General features: G+C 32.4%; 21 protein-coding genes. 10 read left to right on the top strand and 11 right to left on the bottom strand.

Features of this window, described 5'->3' with window-relative positions; translation table 11 throughout:
* Window positions 1–3 precede the first annotated feature (3 nt).
* The 5 genes from LNQ81_RS15145 to LNQ81_RS15125 all read right to left on the bottom strand — a co-directional run bounded on the left by LNQ81_RS15145 (window position 4) and on the right by LNQ81_RS15125 (window position 4,780).
* Window positions 4–786, bottom strand: a complete 783-nt coding sequence (locus LNQ81_RS15145; RefSeq protein ID WP_229948164.1) for a CsgE family curli-type amyloid fiber assembly protein — start codon at window positions 784–786, stop codon at window positions 4–6.
* A 28-nt stretch (window positions 787–814) separates the two neighbouring features.
* Complete coding sequence (locus tag LNQ81_RS15140) at window positions 815–1,321, bottom strand: hypothetical protein (RefSeq protein WP_229948162.1); 507 nt, start codon at window positions 1,319–1,321, stop codon at window positions 815–817.
* A gap of 103 nt (window positions 1,322–1,424) precedes the next feature.
* Entirely contained in the window at window positions 1,425–2,582 is a 1,158-nt protein-coding gene (locus LNQ81_RS15135) for a hypothetical protein (RefSeq protein WP_229948160.1), read from the bottom strand.
* Window positions 2,583–3,473: 891 nt separating this feature from the next.
* Window positions 3,474–3,761: a hypothetical protein gene (locus LNQ81_RS15130; RefSeq protein WP_229948158.1), complete on the bottom strand. Its 288-nt coding sequence runs from the start codon at window positions 3,759–3,761 to the stop codon at window positions 3,474–3,476.
* Window positions 3,761–4,780 carry a M28 family metallopeptidase gene (locus LNQ81_RS15125; RefSeq protein WP_229948157.1) on the bottom strand — a complete coding sequence of 340 codons (1,020 nt, stop codon included), beginning with the start codon at window positions 4,778–4,780 and terminating at the stop codon, window positions 3,761–3,763. Before LNQ81_RS15125 ends, LNQ81_RS15130 begins: the two co-directional genes overlap by 1 nt.
* 114 nt (window positions 4,781–4,894) lie before the next feature.
* Here LNQ81_RS15125 and LNQ81_RS15120 point away from each other — a divergent pair, with 114 nt between their 5' ends.
* From LNQ81_RS15120 to LNQ81_RS15105, 4 genes are all read left to right on the top strand, one after another.
* On the top strand, window positions 4,895–5,701 hold the full coding sequence (locus LNQ81_RS15120; RefSeq protein ID WP_229948156.1) for an SDR family oxidoreductase: 807 nt from the start codon (window positions 4,895–4,897) through the stop codon (window positions 5,699–5,701).
* Between the two features lie 215 nt (window positions 5,702–5,916).
* A complete protein-coding gene (gene fsa, locus LNQ81_RS15115) occupies window positions 5,917–6,573 on the top strand; it encodes a fructose-6-phosphate aldolase (protein ID WP_121964738.1) in 657 nt (218 codons plus the stop codon).
* A gap of 185 nt (window positions 6,574–6,758) precedes the next feature.
* Window positions 6,759–7,388, top strand: a complete 630-nt coding sequence (locus LNQ81_RS15110) for a hypothetical protein (RefSeq protein WP_229948154.1) — start codon at window positions 6,759–6,761, stop codon at window positions 7,386–7,388.
* 214 nt (window positions 7,389–7,602) lie between these two features.
* A complete protein-coding gene (locus LNQ81_RS15105) occupies window positions 7,603–8,241 on the top strand; it encodes an HD domain-containing protein (RefSeq protein ID WP_229948146.1) in 639 nt (212 codons plus the stop codon).
* A 149-nt stretch (window positions 8,242–8,390) separates the two neighbouring features.
* Here LNQ81_RS15105 and LNQ81_RS15100 read toward each other — a convergent pair whose 3' ends face one another.
* Window positions 8,391–9,131, bottom strand: a complete 741-nt coding sequence (locus LNQ81_RS15100) for a toxin-antitoxin system YwqK family antitoxin (RefSeq protein WP_229948144.1) — start codon at window positions 9,129–9,131, stop codon at window positions 8,391–8,393.
* 192 nt (window positions 9,132–9,323) lie between these two features.
* Window positions 9,324–11,516 (bottom strand): S9 family peptidase, encoded by a 2,193-nt coding sequence (locus tag LNQ81_RS15095; protein ID WP_229948142.1) that lies wholly within the window; start codon window positions 11,514–11,516, stop codon window positions 9,324–9,326.
* A gap of 146 nt (window positions 11,517–11,662) precedes the next feature.
* Here LNQ81_RS15095 and LNQ81_RS15090 point away from each other — a divergent pair, with 146 nt between their 5' ends.
* The 3 genes from LNQ81_RS15090 to LNQ81_RS15080 all read left to right on the top strand — a co-directional run bounded on the left by LNQ81_RS15090 (window position 11,663) and on the right by LNQ81_RS15080 (window position 13,295).
* Window positions 11,663–12,358 (top strand): SDR family oxidoreductase, encoded by a 696-nt coding sequence (locus LNQ81_RS15090; protein ID WP_229948140.1) that lies wholly within the window; start codon window positions 11,663–11,665, stop codon window positions 12,356–12,358.
* 35 nt (window positions 12,359–12,393) lie between these two features.
* Window positions 12,394–12,798 carry a DoxX family protein gene (locus LNQ81_RS15085; protein WP_229948137.1) on the top strand — a complete coding sequence of 135 codons (405 nt, stop codon included), beginning with the start codon at window positions 12,394–12,396 and terminating at the stop codon, window positions 12,796–12,798.
* 113 nt (window positions 12,799–12,911) lie between these two features.
* Window positions 12,912–13,295 carry a Cof-type HAD-IIB family hydrolase gene (locus tag LNQ81_RS15080; RefSeq protein WP_229948135.1) on the top strand — a complete coding sequence of 128 codons (384 nt, stop codon included), beginning with the start codon at window positions 12,912–12,914 and terminating at the stop codon, window positions 13,293–13,295.
* A 2-nt stretch (window positions 13,296–13,297) separates the two neighbouring features.
* Here the strand turns inward: LNQ81_RS15080 and LNQ81_RS15075 are convergent, their stop codons facing one another.
* Window positions 13,298–13,918: a class I SAM-dependent methyltransferase gene (locus LNQ81_RS15075; protein ID WP_229948133.1), complete on the bottom strand. Its 621-nt coding sequence runs from the start codon at window positions 13,916–13,918 to the stop codon at window positions 13,298–13,300.
* A 564-nt stretch (window positions 13,919–14,482) separates the two neighbouring features.
* Here LNQ81_RS15075 and LNQ81_RS15070 point away from each other — a divergent pair.
* Window positions 14,483–15,091: a GNAT family N-acetyltransferase gene (locus tag LNQ81_RS15070; RefSeq protein WP_229948131.1), complete on the top strand. Its 609-nt coding sequence runs from the start codon at window positions 14,483–14,485 to the stop codon at window positions 15,089–15,091.
* Between the two features lie 176 nt (window positions 15,092–15,267).
* Window positions 15,268–15,522 (top strand): Crp/Fnr family transcriptional regulator, encoded by a 255-nt coding sequence (locus LNQ81_RS15065; protein WP_229948127.1) that lies wholly within the window; start codon window positions 15,268–15,270, stop codon window positions 15,520–15,522.
* Here the strand turns inward: LNQ81_RS15065 and LNQ81_RS15060 are convergent.
* A complete protein-coding gene (locus LNQ81_RS15060) occupies window positions 15,491–16,594 on the bottom strand; it encodes an IS4 family transposase (protein ID WP_229948125.1) in 1,104 nt (367 codons plus the stop codon). The genes LNQ81_RS15065 and LNQ81_RS15060 overlap by 32 nt on opposite strands.
* A gap of 186 nt (window positions 16,595–16,780) precedes the next feature.
* Between LNQ81_RS15060 and LNQ81_RS15055 the strand changes: the two genes are divergently transcribed.
* Window positions 16,781–17,083 (top strand): helix-turn-helix domain-containing protein, encoded by a 303-nt coding sequence (locus LNQ81_RS15055; protein ID WP_229948123.1) that lies wholly within the window; start codon window positions 16,781–16,783, stop codon window positions 17,081–17,083.
* Window positions 17,084–17,137: 54 nt separating this feature from the next.
* Here the strand turns inward: LNQ81_RS15055 and LNQ81_RS15050 are convergent, their stop codons facing one another.
* Window positions 17,138–17,503, bottom strand: a complete 366-nt coding sequence (locus tag LNQ81_RS15050; protein ID WP_229948122.1) for a DNA/RNA non-specific endonuclease — start codon at window positions 17,501–17,503, stop codon at window positions 17,138–17,140.
* Between the two features lie 238 nt (window positions 17,504–17,741).
* Window positions 17,742–18,908: an MFS transporter gene (locus LNQ81_RS15045; RefSeq protein WP_229948120.1), complete on the bottom strand. Its 1,167-nt coding sequence runs from the start codon at window positions 18,906–18,908 to the stop codon at window positions 17,742–17,744.
* Window positions 18,909–18,934: the final 26 nt, after the last annotated feature.

Below are 18,934 nucleotides of genomic sequence, written 5' to 3'. Positions count from 1 at the left end.
GGTTTAGAATATTTTGGTTCGTTTCTCATTAAGTTTTAAGTTCTCTAGGTATTTGATTGTCATCTTAAGAGCAGTATCACTTACAGATTTGATATAATCGTACTTGGTCTGAACAAAAAACTCATAAATCACTTTGTTTTCTGTCTTAATTGTTATTTTTGTGTTATTACCTAATGTGATACTTTCTGTAACTGTAATTATATGTTCAGAATTTATATTATTAACTAGGTAATTAGAATAATACAACTGATAAAAATCTTTTCCTGCTTTTGTTTTTGTCTCGTCAACGACAATACCCTTGAAACTTATTTTGTAATTTATTTCTTTTGATTTGCTAGAAGAAATTGTTTTTTGTTTGTCTAATAGAGTAGACATTTCTTGTTTAATACTATCTTGGTCTTTATTGTCATTATAAACATATCTGCCTGTACCTATTAGTTTTTCGTTGGCATTATAGATAAGAAGTAACACAATAATTCGATCAGCTGTGGAAGCATTAAAGCTTGTTTTGCTTAAAACTGTTTTTTCAAAAGACTCTATTACTTTTAATCCAGTTTGATCTGTTTTTGATTGATTGTTACTATCCGCATTGTTCTTAATCACTGATAATTTATAAGAAATACTAGTAGTAATATCCGTTTTGTTTTGCGCTAATGCAGTAATACTAATAAATTCACCTTCTTGTTTAGCATCTATTATTCCTTCTATATAAGTATTTATGCTCTGAGCCCAAAAGTTCTGTACAAAAAAAGTGAGTATAATAAGTATTATATATTTCGGTTTCATAATTTTTCTATGTAAAAGGAAGGTCTTGCTAATTAAAATTTCTGATTATCAGTGATTTGTCAGAAGCTTCCATTTTAATAACCATATCTTTAGACATAGAGTTTTCTCCAAATACCTCAATGTTTTGCTTGTTTCCATTCTGCATTACATTGATACTTTGACTTTCAAGTGGACTATAGCTGTACTGCGTAAAGTTATTTTGGTTGCCTATTTGTGAGATTATTTGATTAGTGTCTTGACTAAAAGTCAATACATCTATAGTATTACTATCGCCATATTGAGTGTAATGAATATTCTTGGAGTCTGTAGTTATAGTAGTAGACTGTACAGTATTGTAATTTCCTATTTGAGTTATAGTAGTGTACTGTTGATTATTCACAAAGTTTTGTTCTCTCTGTAAGGATGTAATATTGTTTAACTTATTAAAATCACTTTTGTTTTCAATTAAATTCAAAAGTGTATTGCTCTCTTGTGCTAGTAAGCTATTTGTACTAAAGAATAGAATAGCTAATATAAGTAAGGTATATTTTCTCATTTTGAATTGATTATTTAGTGAATTTTATTCATATTCAGTAAAATAGGAAGTTGCCGTTATAATAACGGCAACTCTGTTGTAATAAAAAGTATTCTCTTCTAGCTTAGAAAGAACCTTGACTAATAGTAGAACTATTAGCTAAACCAAATTGATTTACTGTACTTAAGTTATTATTAGAAGTTTGATCTATTAAACTTGTATTAAAACTTCCATTTTGAGTTACATAAGCTTGGTTTTGATTTCCAACTTGGTAAGTCATATTCATATTGTCTGAACCGTTAGTTTGTCTTAGCTCAGAGCGGTTATTATTACCTTCTTGAAGCATTGCATTATAGTTGTTATCAGCTTCTTGGTATGCATAAGCCATGTTTTGATTTCCTTCTTGATCGATATAAGAAGTATTGTTACCTCTTTGATCAATTGCAGCGTAATTGCTATCACCTATTTGAGCTATCTCAGAGTAGTTAGACCCTGTTCTAAATTGATATACATAAGCCTCATTATCATCTCCTGTTTGAGCAACTTCTGATATGTTATAAGAACCATCTTGTAGACTGCTTACATAGTTGCGATCACCTGTTTGAGCAATTGTAGATTTATTAAAATCACCTTCTTGAGTAACTTCAACTAAGTTATCAGATCCTAATTGCATAGAGTTAGAGCTGTTCTCATTACCAGCTTGATCAACGTAAGTTTGGTTAGAGTTCCCTTGGCTTAAAGCTAGTGTATAGTTATAATCTCCTGATTGCATAACTAAAGCTTCATTTCCATTTCCTCCTTGACCAATTCCAGCTGCATTAAAGTCTCCTGTTTGAGAAATTCCAGCTTCATTAAGATTACCTCCTTGTGAAGTAACAGCAATGTTTCCATCACCTTCAGATACTACTTCAGTAGAGTTTAATATTCCATCTTGTAAAGTAAGTGCTAGGTTATAATCGCCTGTTTGAGCAACTTCAGCTGAATTAAAAGTTCCTAACTGAGAAACCTCTGCTTCATTTCCATTTCCATTCATAGAAGTATTAGCTTCATTACCTAAACCATTTTGATCAACAATTGCTATATTATCATCCCCTCTTTGAGTAGCATTGTTTTCATTGAATGTACCTGTTTGAGTTAAAGTGAAGTTGTTTCTTTCACCTTCTTGGCTAATTGTAGAGTTGTTTAAAACTCCTGTTTGGTTTACTGTTGCTTTGTTGTTTTCTTGAGCAACTGCAGTAACCCCCATTGTTAGCATAGCTAAGCTTAAAACTACTTTTTTCATAAGTAAAAAAAATTAATTAATAAATGTTTTTAAATCGTTATTTTTGATATTTTAACTAAATAGCATAGGATATTAATTGTATAATAAGTGGTTTCTACATTAATATTTTTATAATACTATTGTTGTTTTTATTTTTTTTTATTCTATTAGTAAAATATTGTTCTCACTATTGATGATTTAACGAACATGACAAATATCATATATCAAGTGAGTTCTCAAAATACCCTATTTAGGTGATTTTTGCATTTAAGTATACGAAATGTGCTTATTATAGTAGTTTTTCTTGGCTAATTGTGATGAGAAGCAGTGTTTTTTCTCAATGATAGAGAGATCTAATATTGATAGATATTTGCAAAGGAAAAATGTATTAATATCTGCCATATCAAAACCAAGAAGCCTGTTAAAGACAAGCTTTGAGTCTGATACACAGGTAGATAATTTGTGCAGTTAGAGTAGTTTTGTCAGAAAGACTAATGAGAGTACTATGATTTAAGTAAATAGCTCTATTGTATTTAGAATCTCAGTTCGATAAAATAACTATTACATTCATCTAAATATAGAGTACTAATTTACCTGTTTATAAATCAATAATTAGCGTTTCGCTTGCACTTTCTAAGGGATTACTAGTAGTATTATTGCCAAGAAGGGCTTTTCTTCAAAGAAAGGTCCAAGGGCTCCTCAAGGAATACCCAAGAAAATACTAAACCATCTAGTCTAGGGATGTGTAACAAGGAGGAGGTATAGATTTTACTTCTTATGTGTTTTGTAAAATCTAATTAATAATCAAAATAAGGTTCTTGATTATTGGGATACCTTTTATACTTCAGATTAATCTAAAGAAATTAGAGAGAATTAAAGTGTAGGAATATATCTTATGATTACATTTCACTATTACCTCAACACAAATATTAAAAAGAAGTTAATCACTAAACATTTTAATGATAAAAAGGTAAAGGATTGTATTGAGAACTTTCTATTAATCATCGTAGCGATGACTAGTACAGGCAAGATGAATAGCGCATAAAGCATCGGATCATAAGCTTCTTCGAATACCCATTTAAAAGGCTCTGATGTATTGGTCTCTATTACATAAAGTCCTCTCATTATCCACAAAATTAAGTTGGTCGTACACAATAGAAATAGCACGATATCTATTGTCTTTATCCAGAACATCTTCATTACTTGTCTAGTTTTGGTTTATCCTTAGCATTTAAGATTGTCCAGGCAGTAGCGAAGGCCAGCTGTGTACGAGTCTTTAGCTTCTGGAAACTAATCTTGTCATAGGTATCACTTGGTTGGTGATAGTCATTATGTGTTCCGTTAAAGTAAAACATTGCTGGTATCCCTTTCTCTGCGAAACTATAATGATCAGAACGATAGTAGTATTGATCAGGGTGCTTTTCGTCGTTATAGGTATAGTCTAGCGTCACATTGACAGAATTAGCATTAGCAGATTCGGACATCTTATGTAGGTCTTGACTTAGCTTATCCGCTCCGATGACATAGATATAATCTTCTTTACCTGCGTATTTCTTATCTTCACGTCCGATCATATCAATGTTGATATTAGCGATGATATTCTCTAATGGAACGATAGGATTGGCAACATAATATTTAGAGCCAAATAGCCCAAACTCTTCTCCTGTAAGGTGTAAAAACAGTACAGAACGCTTAGGTCTGATACCTTGTTTTTCTAATGATTTGAAGACTCTAGCCATTTCCATTACCGCTACAGTACCTGATCCATTATCATCAGCACCATAGTAGATTTTGTCAAGTAATATTCCCATATGGTCAAAGTGAGCTGAGATGACTAGTACTTCTTCTGATTTTTCACTACCTTCTATAAATGCCATTACATTCTCACTGTCTTTAAGGCGCATCATTGCACCTCTCATAAATTTGGCAGGTACAGGCTGAATGTAACTAGTAGCTTGTTTTGGATAAGTGATATGATGTGATTGATAGAAGTTGACTAAATACTCGGTTGCTTTCTTTTGTCCAGGTTCACCCGTTCTTCTTCCTTCAAATTTGTCAGAAGTCAATACTTTTAGATTAACAGCCATAGAATCCGCAGATATCATTTGCCAATAATCAGCTGTAGTCTGAATAGATTCTACTGCTGTACTTGATGTTTTACATCCTGTAAGAGAAAGGGTGATAACTAGAAGGCTTAAGCTTATTTTATATAGGTTCATCGTATTTATTCAAATTGTGTTTGTTGTAAAGATAAGCATTCAGTGTGGTTTGCTATAGTTTTAGTATAAGATAGCTATAGTTTTTTTATCTTTGTTTTAAATCAAAAAAACACAATGAGTAAAATCGTTTTTATTACAGGAGGTTCTTCCGGTATAGGTAAGAGTGTAGGTGAGTACTTGACACAACAAGGGTGTAAGGTATATGGTACAAGTAGAAATCCAGAGAAGGTAGTAGATTCAAAGATTCCATTAGTCCGTCTAGATGTTCGCGATACAGCGAGTATTCAGTCTGCTATTAAGGAAGTTATAGCTATAGAAGGTCGAATAGATGTCTTAATTAATAATGCAGGAGTAGGAATCACAGGGCCAATAGAAGAGGTGCCTGCTGAACATATTTTAAACAACTTTCAGACGAATGTATTCGGGCCTATTGAGGTGATGAAAGCCGCGTTGCCGTTTATGAGAGAGAGACGATCAGGATTGATCATTAATGTAACGTCGATAGCAGGGTATATGGGATTGCCGTTTAGAGGAGTTTATTCCTCGTCTAAGGGGGCGTTAGAGTTGATTACTGAAGCGATGCGTATGGAGTTAAAACCATTCAATGTAGAGGTGACTAACGTGGCTCCAGGTGACTTCGCTACAAATATAGCTGCAGGACGTTATCACGCGCCTGTATTAGAAGATTCGGCTTATAAAGAGGTATATCAAATGTCTTTAGATATGATGGATGAACACGTGGATAGTGGAGGTGATCCTATCGAGATGGCTAAAGCAATACACACGATTATCAATACGCCAAAACCAAAAGTGAGATATGTAGTAGGGGAGCCACTTCAGAAGTTCTCACTTATATTGAAGAAGATATTACCGGGTAAGATGTATGAGAAGATGTTGATGAAACACTATAAGATAAAATAAGGTTTTTTTGTGATGTTGTGATTTTGTTTTTTGAATATAGGTTTAAGAGATTATTCTTTTAGAAGAGACAAAAAGATCAAGCAACAAAAGACCTTTTATCTTGCTGATATATAAAGATTATAAAGTGTGAATAAAAACTCTTAACAAATCATCGTTTAGAGAGATTTATATCGTACTTTTGAGCTACAACATAACATAATATAAGATATATCATTATGAAGTTTTTTATTGACACAGCTAATTTGGATCAAATTAGAGAAGCTGAGGCACTTGGAGTGTTAGATGGAGTAACAACTAACCCTTCTTTAATGGCTAAAGAGGGAATCACAGGGGCAGAAAACATTTTAAATCACTACAAAGCTATTTGTGAAATAGTAGAAGGTGATGTAAGTGCAGAGGTTATTTCTGTAGATTACGAAGGAATGATTAGAGAAGGAGAGCAGTTAGCTGCACTTAATCCTCAGATCGTAGTAAAATTACCAATGACTAAAGAAGGAGTAAAAGCGTGTAAATACTTTTCTTCTAAAGGGATCAAAACTAATGTAACATTAGTATTCTCTGCTGGACAAGCTTTATTAGCAGCTAAAGCAGGTGCTACTTATGTATCTCCATTTATCGGAAGATTAGATGATATCTCTACTGATGGATTGGTATTAATCGAAGACATCCGTCTTATCTATGATAACTACGGATATGAGACTCAAATCTTAGCTGCTTCTGTACGTCACACTATGCACATCGTTAACTGTGCTAAGTTAGGTGCTGATGTAATGACAGGGCCTTTAAGTGCGATCACAGGTCTTCTAAAACACCCATTGACAGATAACGGATTAGCTCAATTCTTAGCTGATTACGCTAAAGGAAATAATTAATTTATTGTCCTATATACAATTTACAAACTACAAACTAAGAAAAAGGTTGCCTTAATAGGGCGACCTTTTTTTTGCTTTCTAGAGAGGTGCTAGATAAAATATAAATAACTGTTTTTAAATGATTTATATGTGGATTTGTTAAGTAAAAAATATTTATGTATTATTATATATAGAAAAACTGTATTATGATAAAACAAGAATTATGTTGTCTAAAGAATGTTAAAAGGACAATGACTTTAATAACTCTATTGCTTAGTAGTGTGTTAGCTCATAGTGTTTCAAGTAATTATAGCGTATTAAATCAACAGAATAAAATACAGATTAGAATAGTAACATTAAATAAAGAATCTCTTCGATCACTTCATCAAGGAAATCATAGTATAAAGAGTATTCATATAAAAGAAAATCAAAGTTTAAAAGTAGGTGATGACATCGCAACAGTGATGGTACTAAAATATGGTAGTCAAGAAGATAGAGCTGTTTATCTAAATGAAAATAAACGTTTACTACTAGTATTAGATAAACAAATAGAGGAGTTTAAGAAAACAAAAAGTTTATCTGACGAGAATAAGGTTAAAGATACATATAGATTTTTAGACTCTTTAAAGCTTAAATATAGCGAATTAGAAGAATATATCGTTAAGCACATTGGACATCCTAGTGTCGTTACTAATATACGATTAGAAGAAGGGAATGCCATTAAACGAGGTGATATTATAGCAGAAGCTTTAAGTATGGGAGTTAAACTGCCCAAAGGTACTATAGATGAAGAATATTACAGAAGTAAGTTAGATGCTTATGATGTAGTAGTTTAGATTAGTGGAGAGAACCTATCTAAGCAAGAAGTTAGTTTATCTGAATTATTAAAGAATAGAGATACTTCTATGATATGGTCTTCTCACGGGAAGCCTTCAATAGGTGATTTAGTTATTATCTTGGATAAAGGAGATATTGCATTCTTAGATCAATTAGTAGAAGTCGAAATATTCTTGAAGAAGAAATAGTATATTGCTTATAAATAGCTAACCTATGCCAACAACTTTAAAACATACCTACCTGTCGCTACTAACTAAATATTCTTTAGATAAGTTACTTATCAATGAATTATGGCAAGAAGTAGAGAACAGTTATTCTAGTGTCGGAAGGCACTATCATACACTAATACATTTAGAAAGTATCTTACTACAGTTAACTGTTATAAAAGACAAAATAGATAATTGGGATGCTATGTTGTTTACGCTTTTTTATCACGATATAGTCTATGATGTATTACAATCTGATAATGAAGAGCGTAGTGCTGAAATTGCTTTAGATAGAATGAGGCAACTATCTGTTCCTAAAAGTACAATCGAGTTGTGTCAAATTCAAATCCTAGCTACTAAGTCACATTCGACAAGTCTTAATGATGATATTAATTACTTCTTAGATGCAGACTTATCTATATTAGGGCAGTCTTTTGATTTATACACTAAGTATTTTAAAGAGGTGAGAAAGGAATATTTGATTTACCTTGATGATGTTTATAATCTGGGGAGATTAAAGGTTTTAAAACATATCATCTCAATGGATAAGATATTTAAAACAGCATATTATTATGATAAGTTCGAAGCGCAAGCAAGAGATAATATTGGTAGAGAGATAGAAATACTAAGTTCAGTAAACATATAAAAAGTTAACTATTGTAATGTTTAAATCAGATGTGATATCTAAACTATTAGTTTATATATAGCAGTTATTTTAAACTAATTGATAGTATAAAAAAGCCGAGAACTAAGTCTCGGCTCTTAAAATTAATCTGTTAGAATATATTATTCTAGCTATTTTTTAGTCTTTAATTTCCCGTTTTCAGAATAAGATTTACTACTTTCTTCTTTGCCTTCTTTCCAGTAAGATTCTGTCTTTAACTGACCGTTTTCATAATAAGATTTACGAATTCCTCCTTGTGTACTACCTATTTCTTTTAACTGTCCATTTTCATAATACTCTTTAAAAGTACCATCTATACTATTTTCTATCCAATTGAATTCATGCTTCAGCTGTCCATTTTCATAATACTCTTTTTGAGAGCCATGTCTGTATCCTGATTCCCAATTAGATTCAATCCATAATTGACCATCATAATAATAGGATTTTGATAAACCATCTTTAGCTCCATGTTTCCAATTTTCTTCAGACTCTAATTGTTCATTAGGGTAAAATGATTTAAAAACCCCGTTTTCATTTCCAAAGACCCAATTAGACTCTTTCCATAATGTACCATTTGAATGGAAAGTTTTACTAATACCTTCTTTTCTTCCTTCTTTCCAATTTTCTTCGGATTCTACAAATCCTTGAATGTAGTGAGTTTTAAATACACCGTTTTTTCTTCCATCTTTAAAAGATCCTTCTTTTTCTATCTTTTCGTATTTATCATAAGATTTTGCACTACCAGTAAACTTTTCTCCAGTGTCTCTATCGTAATAGAGGTTGTCCTTTACTTGAAGCTGATTAAAGTCAACGTCTTTTTTACAGCCTATAAATAATGGAATAATTAATAAAATAATTAAAATCCGTTTCATGATTACCTAGTTAATAAGTATGTGTTTGTTCAATAAAATTATATCACTCTTTAAGTAGAATAAATATACAATAATATGTTCATTCTACTCTTTATCATTTTATAATTAATGTATGCTAATAGGTGATTTAAAGAGGAGATACTAAAACAAAAAAAGCCAAGAACTATGTCTCGGCTTTTCTATTATAAAATATTATTTACTCTTAGGTTTCTCTAAATAATCAAAGAAATACTGTGCTATCTTATCATTTAAGTGCACTCTATCTATCCCTTGTACATTGTGTTCGTGAGAAGGGTATAAGAAGTAATCTACTTGTTTCTTCGCTTTAATAGCTGCTTCTATAAACTCCATAGAGTGCTGCTGGACCACTACAGGGTCTTGTGCTCCATGGATGATAAGTAGTTTATTATTAATCTTATCAGCTTTGTTTAATAGGCTTGTTTTCTCGTATCCCTCAGGGTTCTCGCTAGGCATATCCATATAGCGTTCACCATACATAATCTCGTACATCTTCCAGTCCATCACAGGTCCACCTGCAACACCTACTTTGAATACTTCAGGGTGATTAACAGAAAGCGTAGTCGTCATAAAACCACCATAGCTCCATCCATATACACCTATCTTATCTTGATTTACATAAGGTAGCGATTTTAAGTAATCAATTCCTTTCATTTGATCTGCCATCTCCGCTTGACCTAATTGTCTATGGATAACTTGCTCGAAGTCACGTCCTCTGTTAAAACTTCCACGGCTATCTACAGTAAAGACGATATAGTCATTCTGAGCCATATAGTTAAAGAATAAGTTAGCGCCACCTAACCAAGTATTCGTTACTAACTGTGCGTGAGGTCCACCATATACATACACCATCACAGGGTACTTCTTAGTAGCGTCAAAGTTAGTAGGGTAGATGATACGTGCATTAAGAGGCGTTTTACCATCAGCAGCTGTGATCGTTGTAAACTTCGTCTCAGGCATTGTTACCACGCCTGAATAAGGGTTCTTAGAAACTAATATTTCCTTCTCTTTCTTAGATTCTGCATTAACGATAGATACTTTATTAGGAGTCTCAAGGTTATTGAATTGGTCTAAGAAGAGTGATTTGTTCTTATTTAGAACCACACTATGCGTTCCTGATAAGGTAGTGATTTGCTCTGTTTTACCTTTCTTAAGGTTTGTTTTAAACAGTTGTCTATCTAATCCTTGGTTCGTTACCCCGATGTAATAAAGATTCTTAGCATCGTCATCAAATCCTAAGAACTCATTCACGATAACGTTCTCATAACCTAGTTTTTTGATTAACTTACCTGTTGTGTCATATAAGAATAACTGTCTATATCCGTCTACTTCAGAGAAGTATAAGAACTGATCAGTAGTCCCTGGTACAAACACTAAACTGTTAGAAGGCTCTGTGTACACTTTAGATTTCTCTTCAAATAATGTTTTCTCAAGAGCACCTGTAGCTGTATTGTATTGGTTAACTTTTAGGTGATTTTGCTCTCTATTAAGCACTCCTACATACACATAATTACCTGATGGATCCCAAGTAACCATAGTTAGGAACTTATCTCCTTCTCCTGTTTGTAGTGTAACCTTCTTACCCGTATAGACATCATATACCACTAATGATATTTGCTCATTAGCCATACCAGCCATAGGGTATTTGATATTCTTAACTGTTGCTACACGTTCACTCCATTGGATAATAGGGTAAGAAGACACCATACTTTGGTCTTTTCTATAGTAAAGAAGTTGGTCTTGTTTAGGATTCCACCACATTCCTTTATTGATACCAAATTCGTTACGGTGTGTATCGCTATTACCATTGATAATATCAAGGGCAGGATCATTTGTCACTTTTGCATCCCCCCCTTTATTAGTAGTAACTACGATATTATTATCGTCTAACCAAGCGATGTGATCTCCGTTGCGAGAGATGATTTGTTGCGTACCTTTAGCATCGAATTTGAATGAGTTAACCACTTTTTTATCAGCTAGGTCAACCTTGAAGTAATACTTTAACTTGTTAGTACTTTCATTTGTATAAAACTCTACTTCACTGTCATTTAACCAAGTTAGGTTAGAAGGTATTGTTCTTAACTTAAAGGTACTCCCTTTAGCAGAAGCATTGATAATCTCTTCTAATTGTTTAACTGTTAAAGCTGTTTGAGACTCCCATTTATTTGCTTGACTTTTGATTAAAAGGCTATCTCTATTTTTGGTTACAAAACTTAAGGTATTGTCATTTTTCCAAGAGGGCTGAAGAATTCTCTCAGTAGCAAATTGTCTACCAAGGCCCATCGTAGCCTCAGTCATCGTGAAGTTGCGTTGTGCAAACATCATGTTCCCTACTACTAAAAAGAATAGTAATGATTTGTTCTTCATAATTTGATTATAGTTGTTTTTATGGATGCTAATTTAATTCCAAATATATCAGTAGCCAAATACTGTCGTAAATTTCTCTTGTTTTGCTAGATGAACTTCTGTTGAATTAGAGAAAATGATTACCTTTAAAACTTAAATCTATAAGTATGCAAAAAGTAGTTTATATAACAGGAGGAACAAAGGGAATAGGTAAGGGAATAGCAAAAGCTCTCTTAGATAGTGGATATAAAGTAGCTATCTCAGGGCGTAATCTTAAGGCTGTTAATGAGGCTATTAACGAGTTAGGATATAGTGATCAAGTATTGGCTATACAATCAGATGTGAGAAATTATGAAGATGAAGTATCTGCCGTGGAGCAAATAGTAAATAAATTCGGTAGGTTAGATGTCGTTATTGCCAATGCAGGGGTTGGGATATTCTCATCTGTAGAGGATATGAGTCTAGAAGACTGGAATACGATGATAGATACTAACCTTACAGGGGTATTTCACACACTTAAAGCTTCTGTCAAACAGCTAAAAGAAAACAAAGGATACTATATATCTATCGCTAGTTTAGCGGGTATTAACTTCTTCGCTAATGGAAGTGGCTATAATGCAAGTAAATTTGGTGTAGTAGGATTTACACAAGCTGCAATGTTAGATCTTAGAAATGCAGATGTAAAGGTGACTACTATCTTACCAGGGTCTGTATCCTCTAACTTTAATGATCATGAGCCTTCAGATGCTGACCATTGGAAGATACAGCCTGAAGATATGGGACAGTTAGTCGTAGATATCTTAGCAATGAATCCTCGCGTATTGCCTAGTAAAATAGAGGTAAGACCAACTAAGACAAAATAACAGAATCACAATATCACAAAAAAAAACAATAAAATATGAATGCAGATTTTGGAAAGTTTCTCCTTAGATTAGGAGTAGGTGGACTAATGATATTCCATGGTATACACAAGTTGATCCATGGACATGATTTTATTATTAGCCAATTAAAGGCACATAATCTGCCTGAGTTATTATGGATAGGAGTGCCTATAGGAGAGATAGTAGCACCTATATTTCTACTTGTAGGATTTGCCACTCGTATATCTTCTTCTATTATTGCATTTACGATGTTTATGTCGTTATTCTTAGTTAAAGGAATGGGAAGTTTCGGTATAGACCCTAATACTGGAGGATTAAATGCAGAGTTAAACTTGTTATATCTATTAGCAGCGTTAGCTATTGCGTTTATAGGGCCTGGTACTATTCGTTTTTATAAAGGAAAAAGAGGTATTTGGGTATAGTTATTTTGCTTTGATTTTGTTCTTTTGGTATTTCGTAAACTTAAATGCCAAAAGAACAGAACATCGCACTACCAAAGAGCTTTACAACTCAACAACATCAAAAAAACAATAGAATGAGAGTATCATTTGATTTTGACGGAACGTTAACTGAACCCGTAATACAGCAGTATACCAAAGAGTTAGTGGCCAAAGGGATAGAAGTATTTATCATTACAGGTAGATATAATGAGTTGCTTCGTGTGATGAATGGCGATAAGACTAATGATGATCTTTTTGATCTAGCAGATGAGATAGGTATACTTCATAAGCATATTATTTTTACTAATCGTGCAGATAAGAGCTATACAATAGGTGGGAGTGGCTTATTTTGGCATTTAGATGATGATTTAAACGCTGTAAATGATATTAATAGGTATTCTGATGTTAAAGGAATTTGGATAGGTGACGATGGCTGGAAAGAGAAATGTGAAGAGTTGATCACTATATTAAGCGTCTGACTTTATTTCTTTCTCAGCACAACCAATTTCTCTTTTAATGTCACTATCTCAAAGTTAAACTGTTCTGCTACGTATTTAAACGTGTCAAAAGTATAAATAAATACGTGGGTTTTATCTTTTCGATAGTACCAATTTTTAAAGTCTATTTGACTAGTGTATAAATGAGTTTTGATAATTAATAATCCACTAATTTTAAGGATGTTATTCAACTTTTCTAATTCTGCTTTAGGATTATAAAAATGCTCAAACACCTCACAACTAAAGATATAGCCATACTCTTTAGTTAAATAAGTTGTATCAGGGTAGAAGTAAGGATCATATAAATCTACCTTATATCCTTTATCGTGTAATTGCTTAGTGATTACAGGTCCTTTTCCACATCCATAATCTAGCCCTAACATATCAGGTGTACATTGGTCTAAGATAACATTCGTGACAGGAGCAGTGAAGTTCTGATAACCAATATCATCCACATCGTTATTATGACATTCGTAATGACTCTTTTCTTTTTCTTGATTATAGTACAGTTCCTTATCCTTTAAATAGGCATTACAAGTTGGACAGATGTAGTATTCTTCATCTATTTTAGTCACTAAAGGGGTTTGACACAGTGTACAGTTCATAAGAGATTACCTTTATTAATGAGCTAAATTACGGGTTTTTAATTTACAGTAATAGTCATTAATTTTTTACTTCAAGTAATAGTAATGTAGACTGAGATATCTATTATGTTTCTTTATGTAATATTTCATTTAGATTATCTGTTTTTTCTCATCTTTTCTTTACTTTAGTTCCCAGAAATACAACTATTATGAATGAGAATTTAGAAGACTTATATACCCTATTGGTAAGTTTGTAATACCTATGGAGGTTACAGATAACTTAATAAAAGAATGGATTAAACCCAGAATTAGCATTAGCCAAATACTACAAAGTAATTCTACTTCATAGCTCTTTCATTAATGATTAAACCATACTATACTATGCTTTAATCATTAATTCAGACCTATTTTGTATAATTACTTTTCGTTTATCTGCCTATCACTTATTCTGGGTTAAAACAATAGAATTTTTTTCTGAGCAAGTTAAGAGCGAGATTAATAATCTATCAGAAGAGCAAGTATCTAAACGATATAGACCCCAAGGCTGTATTTATCATCTTACATATATAAAAAACGCAAAAGAGTATGACTACAAATAGAAAACACTGGATTCCTTATCCTACAGTTTTACAAGGAACAACAATAGACCTAGTTCCTTTAGAAGAACATCACTTAGAAGAATTATATCAAGCAAGTGGAGATAAAGAGCTTTGGAAGCAAGTACTATCAGATTGTTCTGATAGGGATACCTTCTTTACTGTATATAGAATGGCTTTGGAGGTAAGGGATAATGGCATGCAATATCCCTTTGTTATTATAGATAAGCAAACTAAAAAGCTAATAGGCTCTACTCAATTCTTCGAAATGCACGAAGCTGATAAGAAGTTAGAAATAGGGTGGACGTGGATAACCTGTGATTATTGGGGAAGTGTCGTGAACTTAGAATGCAAACTACTTCTGTTAACCTATTGCTTTGAAGTTTTAAAAACAAATAGAGTACAATTAAAAACAAAGGATGATAATCTTCGTTCTAGAAAAGCAATTGAGAAAATAGGCGGTGTGTTTGAAGGGATTTTAAGAAAGGATAAAATACAGAAGGATGGTACTACTCGTAATGCAGCTTATTACAGTATTCTAAATGATGAATGGGAAAGTGCTAAGAATAACATTCACGTACTAATGAGTAGTAAATAGTCTTAGTTTTTAGTAGTAAAATATAGTAGTTATATTTAACATATTAGAATTCTTTTAATGTGATAAAAATCATAGTTAATTAATTATTGTTTTTTTCTCATGGTTTAATACTTATAAGTGCTTTTATTATATAGAAAATCAAAGTATCTTTAGGATAACTTAATTATTGAGTAGCTATGATTACAGGAAAAATATTAACTGATTATGGAGCAGTAGAAACTATCTTTGAAAAAGATGACTTTCTGTTCGAAGTTGGAATGTCTCCTGATTATTATTATTATATAGTAAGTGGTCAGGTCAAGCTCAATATATACGATGATGATAATAAAGAGTTTATATTTAGCTTTTATCAACGAGGACATAATCTTGGAGAAGGGTCTATATTTTTAAATAAAAAATCTAAGTACACGACAAAAAACAAAATACATTGATATTTAGTTGATTAACTTTAGAATGAAATAGTCTAGCCAAGTAATCAAGGCCTAATTTTACTACACTAATACTTCTATTACTATGTTTTTTGAAGGATATAGGTTTAATGTATGTATCGATATAATCTCCAATTTTATAGCACCAAACAAGTGCAAGCATTACTAGCATAATGAGCTGTTCAAGTTTTTTCATACACTTTAAATGCGTGTCTTCAATATTAAAACCACTTGACTTCATTGCTCTAAATAATGTTTCTATTTGCCATCTTTCTTTATATTTTTCAGAAGCATTTTCGGGTTTATTAAAACTTACAATTATACAATAATCAGTTTTGCCATCTGTCATTATCTTTGTGGCTGACAGATAACATAGTTGTCCATGTAGATACACAATTTTTTCATAAGCTCTAAACTCTCCAACTTTTAAATTGTAAAACAGATGATATGCATATTTATCTTCTTGCTTATGAGGTAGATAAACTTTAAAATTGTTTCGAATACGTATATAATACCTAATTCTTTCGTTATTCAAATATTCTATCCAACGTTCTCCAATAAACTCTCTATCAGCTAATAAGCATTCTATACAATCTTTTCCAAACCATTCTATAAAATCATTAATGAGTTCTTTTCTCTCATTGGTATTTGAGTTTCCTTTTTTATCTAACATCTTAAATATTAAAGGGAAAGCAACATTTTTGTAACAAACACCAAGCATCAGTATGTTGATGTTTTGATTTCCAAACTTCCAGTTTGTACGATCTATAACAAGGGTATATTTATCTTGTTTAGGAAGAATAGCAAAGATGAACTTAGCTACAAGTTCAGATGTTAACTTAGCATCATAAACAAAACGTTGAATACGCCTACAGTTACTTTCTGCTTTAACTGAGTTGTCAAATGCTATAGATATATTTGTAAAATTGACTGACTTTACTTTGCATAGAGCCACGATAAATAAGGAAATAAAACTGATCCTAGCTAAATTGAGTTTATCCTTAAAACCTCCTTTTAATATCGTTAAAAGTTCTGTACTTTTGTAATCTAGGCTGTTGTTCGTTTCTAAAGGCATTACGTGAGAATTTTTCCTTTAAGATACTGAATATCAGCCTTTTTTACAAATATACGTCTCGCCTATTTTGTTGTAAATCAGATATTTAACATTTTTGTCGGGTACTAAGATAAAAAATATATATGTAACGCTATAGCAGTAGAGCCAACGAAGGTACTGATATTAGCTAAAGATCTTTTTCTTTTGATGCTTAAAGAGAATTATGAGGAGTTTTTGAAGATCTCACATAATTTAGCTAATAAACTATATTTTCAAGAAGTAATGGCTCCTACGATATCTTCCCAAGATGCTGAGAAAAGAATCATGACATTACTTAATTATTTAAAAGCTAAATGGACGACTAATCCGAATGAGAAATATACAGTGGATCTAACTAGGCAGGAGATAGCGGATATGACAGGCTTAAGAGTAGAAACTGTCATCCGTACTATCCGTAAACTTAAAGAGCATAATGAACTGAAGGTCGTCAATAGTAAGATTATTCTTTAGAATAATAAAACAATACCCTCGTTAGACTTAACTAACCAGGGTATTGTTTTATTATTACCAAATATCTATCTCTTTTGTATAAGTTTGGTCACCATCAACTTCTATAATGACTTTACTAGGGATAAAGCTATCTCCTTTATATTCAGGGAAGGCTCTATACTGAAGATGTAAACCTTGATGTAGAAGGGCTTCTAATTCTTTATCTATTAATTGTTTTTGGTTGACAGCTTCTAATGGTGCATATAGAATGTTAACATTAGAATCATCACCTCCAAAAGCAAGACCTATTAGGTAAAGCTTACCCAGTTGACCTGTCTTATAATAATGTTCTGCCTCTTGATTATTACAGACATCTGCATAATTACATTCAAGAGGAGGATCAGTAGTTGTTTTCTTCTTTAAGAAGTCAAATAGTCCCATTGTTGTTTGTTTTGTTAGTTAATAGTTATGTAAATATAACTAACCATAGACTAAATGCAATACCTCTAAGTAGATAACTCTATTACCTTAAATCGGAAACTACCATTTATTAGGAATGAATTCTACTTTACATAGCTCTTTCATTAGCGCTATAACCATACTATAGTATGCTTAATCTAATTTTACTCTGTTTTATACAATTCTTTCTCGTTTAAACGTTATCTGCAGATTTAAGGTATTATAACTTCCCTTTTTTAGATAGAAGAACAACTCCCATAGCTAAGAAACTCCATACTAGCATTTGTGTCAACGAACCTTCCCATCCGCCAATATTCCAACTAATCAGACCAAAGAACGTACCTATACCTGCTCCTATAAAATAGGCCGTCATATAGACTGTATTTAATCTACTATGAGCTTCTTCATTAAGTGCATATATGCGTGTAAAGTTAGTAATCTGAGTTGCCTGAACTCCTATGTCTAATAAGAAAATAGCGATAATTAATACCCAAATAGAATGAGGGAAAATCAACATTGCTATTAAGCTTATGATGATTAAAGAAATAGTCAGGAACAAGTTTTCAAATATCTTTCCTTTATCTGCTAACTTCCCAAAATAAGGAGCTACTAAGGCTCCTCCAATCGCTACAATAGCAAACATACCGATAGCTGAGGGTGTATAATTAAATGGTTTTCCACTTAGATGGAATGTAAGTGTTGTCCAGAATGAACAGAAGATACCGAAAGTAAACGATCCTAATAAAGCAGCCTGTCTAAGTGTTTTATGTTCCTTAACAAGGCATAAAGTAGATTTAAGTAAACTGATATAACTTCCTTTAAACTTGATAGGTGCATTCGGTAAGAAGAACCACATCAATACAATGCTTATCACAATCATTATCGCTGAGAAGGCATATACACTTTGCCATCCCCATAGATCTGTTAAGGATCCACTGATTAATCGAGATCCTAATATTCCACACAGAATACCACTAAACACAATACCTACACTCTTCCCTCTATTCTCTTTATTTAGAAGCGCTGCCATCGGTAAGATGATTTGCGCTGGAGTAGAGCATACTCCTGTTAGGAAGCTAAGAATTAAAAGAGGAGTAAGTGAATTCGTATTAGCGATAATTAGTAAGATCAAAGTCTGAATAATAGAAATAGTGATGATTAATCGCTTTCTATTTATTTTATCACCTAAGGGAAGTAAAAAGAACATCCCTACACCATAGCCTATTTGCGCTAGCATAGATACTTTCCCGACTGCTGTTTCTGCTTCACCTAAAGTCTCTGCTATATTCTTAAGAATAGGTTGACTATAATAGACATTGGCGACAATAGTTCCTGCAGTAAAGGCCATGACAGGGATGGCATATTTGTCTTTATTTTTGATTGACATATAAGTTGAGTTTGTAAGTAGGCAAA

Origin of the sequence: Myroides oncorhynchi (genome assembly GCF_020905415.1) — a bacterium.
GTDB lineage: Bacteria > Bacteroidota > Bacteroidia > Flavobacteriales > Flavobacteriaceae > Flavobacterium > Flavobacterium oncorhynchi_A.
The sequence above is the reverse complement of the archived record's forward strand: the minus strand, read 5'-3'. Positions and strand labels throughout refer to the sequence as shown.

Bases quoted from the DNA above. Each gene is read 5' to 3' on its own strand.
- LNQ81_RS15100 (WP_229948144.1), bottom strand. From the start codon at position 9,131: ATGAAACGGATTTTAATTATTTTATTAATTATTCCATTATTTATAGGC.
- LNQ81_RS15145 (WP_229948164.1), bottom strand. From the start codon at position 786: ATGAAACCGAAATATATAATACTTATTATACTCACTTTTTTTGTACAG.
- LNQ81_RS15110 (WP_229948154.1), top strand. From the start codon at position 6,759: ATGATAAAACAAGAATTATGTTGTCTAAAGAATGTTAAAAGGACAATG.
- fsa (WP_121964738.1), top strand. From the start codon at position 5,917: ATGAAGTTTTTTATTGACACAGCTAATTTGGATCAAATTAGAGAAGCT.
- LNQ81_RS15095 (WP_229948142.1), bottom strand. From the start codon at position 11,516: ATGAAGAACAAATCATTACTATTCTTTTTAGTAGTAGGGAACATGATG.
- LNQ81_RS15105 (WP_229948146.1), top strand. From the start codon at position 7,603: ATGCCAACAACTTTAAAACATACCTACCTGTCGCTACTAACTAAATAT.
- LNQ81_RS15065 (WP_229948127.1), top strand. From the start codon at position 15,268: ATGATTACAGGAAAAATATTAACTGATTATGGAGCAGTAGAAACTATC.
- LNQ81_RS15130 (WP_229948158.1), bottom strand. From the start codon at position 3,761: ATGAAGATGTTCTGGATAAAGACAATAGATATCGTGCTATTTCTATTG.
- LNQ81_RS15050 (WP_229948122.1), bottom strand. From the start codon at position 17,503: ATGGGACTATTTGACTTCTTAAAGAAGAAAACAACTACTGATCCTCCT.
- LNQ81_RS15090 (WP_229948140.1), top strand. From the start codon at position 11,663: ATGCAAAAAGTAGTTTATATAACAGGAGGAACAAAGGGAATAGGTAAG.
- LNQ81_RS15085 (WP_229948137.1), top strand. From the start codon at position 12,394: ATGAATGCAGATTTTGGAAAGTTTCTCCTTAGATTAGGAGTAGGTGGA.
- LNQ81_RS15080 (WP_229948135.1), top strand. From the start codon at position 12,912: ATGAGAGTATCATTTGATTTTGACGGAACGTTAACTGAACCCGTAATA.
- LNQ81_RS15070 (WP_229948131.1), top strand. From the start codon at position 14,483: ATGACTACAAATAGAAAACACTGGATTCCTTATCCTACAGTTTTACAA.
- LNQ81_RS15135 (WP_229948160.1), bottom strand. From the start codon at position 2,582: ATGAAAAAAGTAGTTTTAAGCTTAGCTATGCTAACAATGGGGGTTACT.
- LNQ81_RS15120 (WP_229948156.1), top strand. From the start codon at position 4,895: ATGAGTAAAATCGTTTTTATTACAGGAGGTTCTTCCGGTATAGGTAAG.
- LNQ81_RS15045 (WP_229948120.1), bottom strand. From the start codon at position 18,908: ATGTCAATCAAAAATAAAGACAAATATGCCATCCCTGTCATGGCCTTT.
- LNQ81_RS15060 (WP_229948125.1), bottom strand. From the start codon at position 16,594: ATGCCTTTAGAAACGAACAACAGCCTAGATTACAAAAGTACAGAACTT.
- LNQ81_RS15055 (WP_229948123.1), top strand. From the start codon at position 16,781: ATGCTTAAAGAGAATTATGAGGAGTTTTTGAAGATCTCACATAATTTA.
- LNQ81_RS15125 (WP_229948157.1), bottom strand. From the start codon at position 4,780: ATGAACCTATATAAAATAAGCTTAAGCCTTCTAGTTATCACCCTTTCT.
- LNQ81_RS15140 (WP_229948162.1), bottom strand. From the start codon at position 1,321: ATGAGAAAATATACCTTACTTATATTAGCTATTCTATTCTTTAGTACA.
- LNQ81_RS15075 (WP_229948133.1), bottom strand. From the start codon at position 13,918: ATGAACTGTACACTGTGTCAAACCCCTTTAGTGACTAAAATAGATGAA.